General features: G+C 57.5%; 9 protein-coding genes. 4 read left to right on the top strand and 5 right to left on the bottom strand.

The window, feature by feature from the left end; genetic code table 11:
- Window positions 1-19: 19 nt before the first annotated feature.
- The gene (locus BSG20_RS30295) at window positions 20-1,048 is read right to left on the bottom strand and encodes an ABC transporter substrate-binding protein (RefSeq protein WP_072381301.1); all 1,029 of its coding nucleotides are present in this window, start codon (window positions 1,046-1,048) and stop codon (window positions 20-22) included.
- Window positions 1,049-1,231: 183 nt separating this feature from the next.
- On the opposite strand from BSG20_RS30295, the gene BSG20_RS30300 reads away from it, so the two are divergent.
- The 3 genes from BSG20_RS30300 (at window position 1,232) to BSG20_RS30310 (ending at window position 3,334) form a co-directional block, all read left to right on the top strand.
- Window positions 1,232-2,239 (top strand): LacI family DNA-binding transcriptional regulator, encoded by a 1,008-nt coding sequence (locus BSG20_RS30300; protein WP_072381327.1) that lies wholly within the window; start codon window positions 1,232-1,234, stop codon window positions 2,237-2,239.
- 251 nt (window positions 2,240-2,490) lie between these two features.
- Window positions 2,491-2,814 carry a hypothetical protein gene (locus BSG20_RS30305; RefSeq protein ID WP_420884135.1) on the top strand — a complete coding sequence of 108 codons (324 nt, stop codon included), beginning with the start codon at window positions 2,491-2,493 and terminating at the stop codon, window positions 2,812-2,814.
- The gene (locus tag BSG20_RS30310; RefSeq protein ID WP_072381299.1) at window positions 2,807-3,334 is read left to right on the top strand and encodes an NUDIX hydrolase; all 528 of its coding nucleotides are present in this window, start codon (window positions 2,807-2,809) and stop codon (window positions 3,332-3,334) included. Before BSG20_RS30305 ends, BSG20_RS30310 begins: the two co-directional genes overlap by 8 nt.
- Before the next feature lie 35 nt (window positions 3,335-3,369).
- Here BSG20_RS30310 and mctP read toward each other — a convergent pair whose 3' ends face one another.
- The 4 genes from mctP to mctS all read right to left on the bottom strand — a co-directional run bounded on the left by mctP (window position 3,370) and on the right by mctS (window position 7,274).
- Complete coding sequence (gene mctP, locus BSG20_RS30315) at window positions 3,370-4,851, bottom strand: monocarboxylate uptake permease MctP (protein ID WP_072381297.1); 1,482 nt, start codon at window positions 4,849-4,851, stop codon at window positions 3,370-3,372.
- Window positions 4,841-5,041: a DUF3311 domain-containing protein gene (locus tag BSG20_RS30320; RefSeq protein ID WP_051971004.1), complete on the bottom strand. Its 201-nt coding sequence runs from the start codon at window positions 5,039-5,041 to the stop codon at window positions 4,841-4,843. The genes mctP and BSG20_RS30320 overlap by 11 nt, the downstream gene beginning before the upstream one ends.
- 200 nt (window positions 5,042-5,241) lie before the next feature.
- A complete protein-coding gene (gene mctR, locus BSG20_RS30325; RefSeq protein ID WP_072381296.1) occupies window positions 5,242-5,898 on the bottom strand; it encodes a two-component system response regulator MctR in 657 nt (218 codons plus the stop codon).
- A complete protein-coding gene (gene mctS, locus BSG20_RS30330) occupies window positions 5,895-7,274 on the bottom strand; it encodes a two-component system sensor histidine kinase MctS (protein WP_072381295.1) in 1,380 nt (459 codons plus the stop codon). Before mctS ends, mctR begins: the two co-directional genes overlap by 4 nt.
- Window positions 7,275-7,454: 180 nt before the next feature.
- Here mctS and BSG20_RS30335 point away from each other — a divergent pair.
- Window positions 7,455-7,732 (top strand): transposase (locus tag BSG20_RS30335; protein WP_143147554.1); only part of this gene is annotated, 278 nt, incomplete at its 3' end.

The following is a 7,732-nucleotide window of genomic DNA, read 5'->3' on the forward strand; positions in this document are numbered from 1 at the left end:
TTGAGATCGAGACAAGACGTCAGTTCGCCTTCGCACCGATTTCCTTGTCCCACCGCCCAAGCAGTGATTTGCGAACCGTGGGATCGCCGTACTTCTTGAAATCATAGTCGATGAGTTTGATATCCTCGAACTTCGGTGCTTCCTTCGGCACCTCGGTCGATTTGTTCGACGGCAACTGATAGGACTTCGCCTCCTTCATGTGCGACTGCGCCTCGGCGCTCAGAGCCCAATCATACCATTTTTTGGCATTCTCAAGGTTTTTGGCGCCTTTGATAATCGACATTGAACCGATCTCGTATCCGGTGCCTTCGCAAGGCGCGACGGCTTTGATCGGAAACCCTTCGACGGTCTGCGCGACGGCGTCATGCATGAAGACGATGCCAATCATGGATTCGCCACGCGCGGCCGCCTTCACGGGGGCCGAGCCCGATTTCGTGTATTGCGAAATATTCGCGTTCAGCTTGGACAGATAGTCGAAAGCCTTGTCCTCGCCCATGATCTGGACCAGCGTCGCAAGCGTGTTGTACGACGTTCCAGACGAGTTCGGGTTGGCGATCTGAATCTCCCCCTTATAGGAAGGGTCGAGCAGGTCGGCCCAGCACTTCGGTTCTTTGAGGTTTTTTTTCTTCAGGATGTCGGTATTGTAACCCCATCCGAGCGCCCCGGCATAAACGCCGACTGTTTTGAAGTTCGCGCTCTCGGCTTGGTTCTTTGCCCAATCCTGGAGCTGGTCGAAGAGCGGCGATTTATACTCCTGCGTCAGGCCTTCTGCTGCGGCCTGCAGATGGGGGTCGCCAGTGCCAGCCCACCAAATATCCGTCTTCGGATTGCGTGCCTCCGCACGAATCTTCGCATATGTCTCGCCAGCCGACAGACGAACCATGTTGACCTTGATGTCGGACTGCTTCTCAAACAATCCCTTCATCAGGTCGCATATTGCCGGATCGGCCGAGCAGATGACGTTCAGATCGCCCGCAGCGTGAGCGGAATAGGCAGCAAAAGACACACCGGCGGCAAGCAAGGCCGCGGCCAATTTAACCGATCGCATAGTTTCCTCCTCGTTATGACAGCGCCTCCACGCCGCCCGCTTTGCAAGCGTGTGCAGATGCTGCATGAGCCACCAAATACTGTCAACTATTTTGTCACAGAAGCTTCACATTCAGCGTGGCGACTAGACGTGCACGCGATTGCAAATTATACCGAAGGCAAGCAGCAAAAAAGAGGAATGCCTTTGTCACATAAGGTCTTCGTAAGCGCCGCCGAGGTCGCCAGAAAGGCGGGTGTTTCACGCTCTGCCGTTTCGCGCGCGTTCACTCCCGGCGCCAGCATTTCCGGGGAGACAAGACAGAGAGTAATGCAAGCTGCTGAAGAGCTTGGTTACCATGTCAATCATCTTGCGCGCGGCTTGATGCGCAATGAAAGCGGCATCGTCTGTCTGATTGTATCGGATGTCGCCACACCTTACCGATCAGCCTTGCTGCGCGAACTGACGCAGCAACTGCAGACGGCCGGCAAGGTCGCCATGCTCGTTAACACGGATCGCTCTGACGGAAGCGTCGATCGTGCGCTCAGTCAGGCCATCCGGTATCGGGCCGATGCATCCATCATTCTCTCCGGCCTGCCTGACAAATCCATTACGCAATTGTGCCTGCGAAACGGCCAGCGTCTCGTTCTGATCAACAGGGACGATGACCAGCCGGGACCCTTGCGTATCAATCTCGACGACCATGAGGCAGCGGGGCGCGTTGTGACTGCCTTTGTCCGCGCCGGCTGCACCAGGCTGGCATTTGCAAGTTCGGAAGCCGGAACTCCAAGCCTGATGGCGCGTGAGGCAGGGTTTATCGCCGCGGCGAAGTCCCACGGATTGGATGTCATCGTCGAGCGATATGGTTGGACGGGATATGAGGCTGGCAAGGTTGTCGCGCACCGGTTGCTGACGCGGACGCAGCGCCCCGATGCGGTCTTTTGCGCCACCGACCTGCTGGCATGCGGTTTCATGGATGCGGCGCGACATCAGTTTTCGATCTCTATCCCGGAACAGCTCTGCGTCGTCGGTTTCGACGATATCGAGCAATCGTCATGGTCGTCCTACCAGCTGACAACGTTCGCTCAGCCGGTCGCTGCCATTGCTCAGGAGGCAGTGACGTGGTTGGCAAACGGTAGCTCGGGAGAACTCGATGGGCGGTCGGTGAAATTACATGCGGATTTGATCTGGCGCGACTCAGTGCGTGGAGGGTGAGGCGAGCCTTTCATCCATAATCGACCGATAATCGCTTTCATCGTGAGCGGTTCTCTGACAGACGGCAAATGGTCGTGACGTTGTATGTGGTTGGTTATATGGAACAAAATAGCTTTTATGACAGTTTTGTGACAATGCGTCTTGCAGAAACCGTCGCCCTGCGGAAACATAGTCAGCTAATGAACGTTGACGGTTTGTCACTCGCGCCAGATATGCGGTGACGATGTCGGACCGTCATCTTGAGGATCGCCATGGCTTTCATCGTTGGTCTCATTGCGCTTGCTGGGCATATCGCCTTGTTGCTCTGGGGAACCCGCATGGTCCAGACCGGCATTCAGAGGGCCTTCGGACCCGATCGCGAAGGAACGGAAGCGCATTTCAAGCGGCTGCGGCAAGGTGGTATCGAGGCGGTGGAGACGAGTTCACTTCATCTCGATCTGTTGCGCGATCTCAAACAGATCAATTGGCACCTGGTGGCCGCGGCCGCATACCCGGTGCTCGAGGAACGGGGCGAGCTTCTCCGGAGCCGAACCATTAAGCCGGATGGGAGGCCCGTCGTGGAAACGAATGCCTAAGAAAAAGAATAGAACCTATCTCGGGCAACTGGCGGCAGCGGCCGACAAGCTGTTTCAGGGCCAGGCGATCAATCAGTACGCCGCCATTTGCTACAGACGGCGGCCAGATAGCCAGGCGATCGAGGTTCTGTTGATCACGTCGCGTGAGACCGGTCGCTGGGTCATTCCGAAGGGCTGGGCCATGGACAAGCGGCTGCCGCATCAGGTTGCTGAGCGCGAGGCTTGGGAAGAGGCTGGTGTTAAGGGCAAGGCGAAGAAGAAGCCATTTGGTTATTACACGTACCTGAAGACGCTGGACACCGGTGGCAAGGTCCCCTCGATCGTGCAGGTCCATTTGGTCGAGGTCGTCGCAATGCAGACGGAGTTTAAGGAGAAAGGCCAGAGGTCGGTCGCCTGGTTCCCGCCTCATGAGGCGGCGACGCACGTTCAGGAACCGGAACTCAAGGGACTGTTGGGAAAGGTCGAGAGCTTATTGGGGCGTCAGGCAACCCGCGGAACGGTGGATCGTAAAGCAAGCTGAGATGGCGGCCGGAAACAAACCCGGCCGATCTTTCCTTATTGTTGAGCCAGGGGGCTCGCACGTTTCGCCAGAACGCTGTTCACAGCAACGGCTACCACGAGGTTTGCAGCGAGAGCGAGAAGCCCGGTGTACATCGTGAAACTCGTCTCGCCGATGGAAACCATATGGAGCGGCTTCCAACCGGCATCCCAGACCAGGAACGTGCCACCGAAGAAGCCGACGAACCAACCTGCGAGCAGGCCTGGCGCACGGAACCAGTTGGTGTAGAGGCCGAAGACCAGCGCCGGAAGCGTCTGGAGGATCCAGATGCCGCCGAGAAGTTGAAGGTCGAGCGCAAACTGCGTCGGCAGGAAGATGATAACGAGAAGCGCGCCGATCTTGACGACGAGCGACGTCACCTTCGCGACCTTGGCTTCACCGGCATCCGACACCTGCGGGTTGACATAGGCCTTCCAGAAATTGCGGGTGAAGAGGTTGGCCGCACCAATGCTCATCACTGCCGCCGGCACCAGCGCGCCGATGGCAATCGCCGAGAAGGCAAATCCCGCAAACCAGCTCGGGAACAGCGTCTGGAAGAGTGCCGGAACGACGTCGTTGGCGCTTTCGAGCTTCAAGCCGGCTGCGTGTCCCATGTAGCCGAGCAGCGCCAGAAGGCCGAGCAGCAAAGTATAGGCCGGCAGCAGCACCGCGTTCTTGCGGATCGTGTTGCCGCTGTTCGAGGCGAAGATGCCGGTCAGTGTGTGCGGATACATGAAGGCCGCAAGCGCCGAACCGAGCGCCAGCGTCGCGTAGGCGACATACTGGTTGGGTGCCAGGAGCAGGCTGCCGGAGCCCTTCGCCTGGAACGCCGCGTCGGCGGCGGCAAAGACATTGGCATAACCACCGAGCTTCGAGGGAATGAGCGCCACGGCGGCGATCACCACGATATAGATCATGATGTCCTTGACGAAGGCGATCAGCGCCGGCGCCCGCAGGCCTGCCGAATAGGTATAGAGTGCCAGCACGATGAAGGCGATCGCCAGCGGCACCTCGCCGTGCAGGCCGAGTGCCTTGAGCGCTGCGGTCATGCCGACCAGCTGCAAGGCGATATAGGGCATCGTGGCGATGACACCGGTTGCAGCGACGGCGAGCTCCAGCCCGCGCGAACCATACTGACCGTGAACAACATCACCTGCGGTCACGTAGCCGAAATCCCGCGCCCGTTTCCACAGCACAGGCATGACCATGAAGACGAAGGGATAGACGACGATGGTGTAGGGCAGCGCAAAGAAGCCGTATGCACCAACGGTATAGACCAGCGCCGGGACGGCGATGACCGTATAAGCCGTGTAGAAGTCGCCGCCGACCAAGAACCAGGTGATCCAGGTGCCAAAGCTGCGGCCGCCAAGACCCCATTCGTCAATGTGGGCCAGCGTCTTAGGCTTACGCCAGCGGGAGGCGACGAAGCCCATGACCGTGACGAGCACGAAGAAGAAGATAAAGACGGCAAGCGCCGTGCCGTTGATCTCAGTCGTCATGGCGCGTGCTCCGATAGGCGATCCAGGTCAGGAAGGCGGTGATCGGCACCCAGGCAAGCTGGTACCAGTAGAAGAAGGGGAAGCCGAAAACGACTGGGTCGTGAAAGTTATAGAAGGGAACCCAGAGGAGCCCGATATAGGGAATGATGAGCAGCCAGAGCGCCGCTCTCCTGGTGGAGTTTGTATTCACAATTGTTTCCTCTCGTCTTGAAACGCCCAAGTCGCGAGACTTGACCAGACGGAGATGTGCAAGCCTGCTGGAGTCGGTCACACGTTGGCTCCGACCGCTGGCTTTCCTCCCCTGGGCACAGATCCTCCCCTGTGCGCTAAGAATGGCTAGCTTGGCGGCTGGGCGACAGCAAGAGAGGCAGGAGGCTGTCTTGTTCCGCGCTACCCACCAGTGGGTAGGCCAACCAGGAGGTCCGGATGTTCGAGCACGAAACGTACGAGCTCGGCGGTTGATGACAGACCCAGCTTCCGCTTGATATGCTTGCGATGGGTCTCCACCGTGTTCTCACTGATGGCGAGTTCAGCTGCTATCTCTCGATTGCTTTTCCCGGCGGCAATCAAGACAACAATTTCCTGCTCTCGGCCTGTCAGGCGCTCTCCTACGGATTGCCCCCCGGCATCCAGAAGCAGATCACGGACTCCGCTGGAGAAATAGGTGTCGCCACTCGCAACTTTCTTTATCGCCGTAACGATCTCATCGGTGGCAACTTCCTTTAGGATGTAGCCGGAAGCGCCGCGCATAATCGAAGAGGAGATGTATTCTCGGCTGTCATGCATCGACAGCATGATCACTTTGGTCTCAGGGCTTTCATTCCGGATTAGCGCAATCGCGTCGATCCCGTTGATCTTCGGCATGTTGATATCAACGAGAGCCACCTGTGGCCGACGGTCGCGGACCAAGGGAAGCGCCGTCGTCACGTCGTGCGCGAAACCGACCACTTCAATGTTTTGATATGTATCCAGGACACCCTTGAGCCCCACCACGACCACCGGATGGTTGTCGATCAAGATCACTTTGATCGGCGAAGCGCTCGTCATGCCGCCTTCCCAATCAATGAGGGATCGCCTCCGGCAGATTTTGGAAGCATCACAAGTAAATTCGTTCCATCGTCTCCGCTGTCGATAATCATTAATCCGCCGAAATGGGCAACACGTTCGCGCATGTTTTGGAGCCCGAGACCCTCAGCCTGTCCCGACGGCCTGGAGCCAAGCCCTCGACCGTTGTCCGATATCTCCATGCGTGCTCGTCCCTTCGCGGTCCACAACTTGATTTGCAACCGAGTGGCCTTCGAATGGCGCTCCACATTGTTTAACGCCTCCTGGGCAACCCGGAAGATCGCGGTACGCGCGGGAGGTACGAGATCATCGATGAATTGCTGCATGTCCAGCGACAGTTCGACACCCGTGCGTGCAGCGAATTTCTCCGCCAGATTCTTGATCGCGGCCGTCAGCCCCATGTCGTCCAGAGCTCTTGGCCTCAGATCGTGTGATATGCTCCGGATCTCGCGGATCGTGTTGCTCAGGGCCTTCACACTTTCGTCAATTGCCGACTTGAGATCTGCCGTGGCGTCCGTTGTTCGACGTCCAGCCAGTTCCATCGCAAATCGTACGCCGAGCAGTTCCTGCGAGATCCCGTCATGCAATTCGCGGGCGAGACGGGATCGCTCGGTCTCTTGCGTATCGATCACGCGTTGAGTGAGCTTCTTTAGTAGACCGTCCGCCATCTTCCGCTCGTCGAAGGTGACATAAAGACACGTTGAGAAGACAACCAAGACTGCAGGAACAGCGACCAGTGCGACGATAGCAAAGCTCTCCCGCGTTCGCTCCTGCATGGCAACATTTGCAGCTTTGGTCTGAGCATAGACATCGTCGAGATACACGCCGGTCCCAAGGATCCAATTCCATTTGGGAAGAGCCAGGACATACGAAATCTTGTCTGCAGTCGCGCCCGTTGAGGGCTTTTGCCATTTATATTGATGGAGCCCGCCGCCATCGCGAGCCGTCCTTATCAGCTCGCTGATAACCCGGTCGCCATCGGAGTCGACCAGTTCGAGCCAGTTTTTTCCGTGCCGGAACAATTGTCGTGGGTGAACGACATTGTTGCCATCATAATCGTAAACAAAAAAGTACCCGTCCTTGCCGTAGTCGAGCGAGGCCAATATCTGCGCGACGCGGCTTTTTGCGAGCTCGTCGGTGGGGGAGGCCTGGTCGTAGATCGACTGTATGGCTGACAGCGCGACACTTGTCAGATTTGCAATCTCCGCTTCCTTCGATTTCAGCATGTTTTCCTGGAAAGCATCGATATTGCTTTGGGCGAGCCGTGTGGATTGCCATGTCAGAAACAACGTGACGCAGACGGTGACAACGATCAGGGGCACAATTGCAAGCACCAAAAGCTTTTGCCGAAATGTCATCGAACTCCTGTCCTTTCCAATCGCTCCGCCCTGTAAAGCCTTGATGCGTCGTGGTTCTATCGTTCGCCGATGGGCAGATCACGGGCCCGAAACGCCCACCTCTTCTAGCACTACTTTGGCAGATTAATCCTCGGTTAACGATGATCGGCGATCCTTGGCACTTCAACAGGGGTGCGAAGGATGGCAGAGCAGGATGTTGCACTGACGGAATGGCTGAAGCCGTTTGTTGAGAAGCTTGGCCACAAGAAGCGTCGGCAGATGTGCCCGATCTATGTTTCTGGCCTGATCGGGCCGGGAGATCGCAAGAGTATCGAGCCGATGGCGGAGCGCCTGGCACCTGATCGCTATGACCGCCTGCATCATTTCATCTCGGATGGCATTTGGGACGCCGGTCCACTTGAGGCGGAATTGGCGGTGCAGGCTGACAGAATAGTCGGGGCTTCGGATGCTTTTCTGGT

Source organism: Rhizobium tibeticum, assembly GCF_900110205.1.
GTDB classification, from domain to species: Bacteria; Pseudomonadota; Alphaproteobacteria; order Rhizobiales; family Rhizobiaceae; genus Rhizobium; species Rhizobium tibeticum.

Coding starts and splice junctions, on each gene's coding strand:
- mctS (WP_072381295.1), bottom strand. CDS start 7,274: ATGACATTTCGGCAAAAGCTTTTGGTGCTTGCAATTGTGCCCCTGATC.
- BSG20_RS30295 (WP_072381301.1), bottom strand. CDS start 1,048: ATGCGATCGGTTAAATTGGCCGCGGCCTTGCTTGCCGCCGGTGTGTCT.
- BSG20_RS30310 (WP_072381299.1), top strand. CDS start 2,807: ATGCCTAAGAAAAAGAATAGAACCTATCTCGGGCAACTGGCGGCAGCG.
- mctR (WP_072381296.1), bottom strand. CDS start 5,898: ATGACGAGCGCTTCGCCGATCAAAGTGATCTTGATCGACAACCATCCG.
- mctP (WP_072381297.1), bottom strand. CDS start 4,851: ATGACGACTGAGATCAACGGCACGGCGCTTGCCGTCTTTATCTTCTTC.
- BSG20_RS30305 (WP_420884135.1), top strand. CDS start 2,491: ATGGCTTTCATCGTTGGTCTCATTGCGCTTGCTGGGCATATCGCCTTG.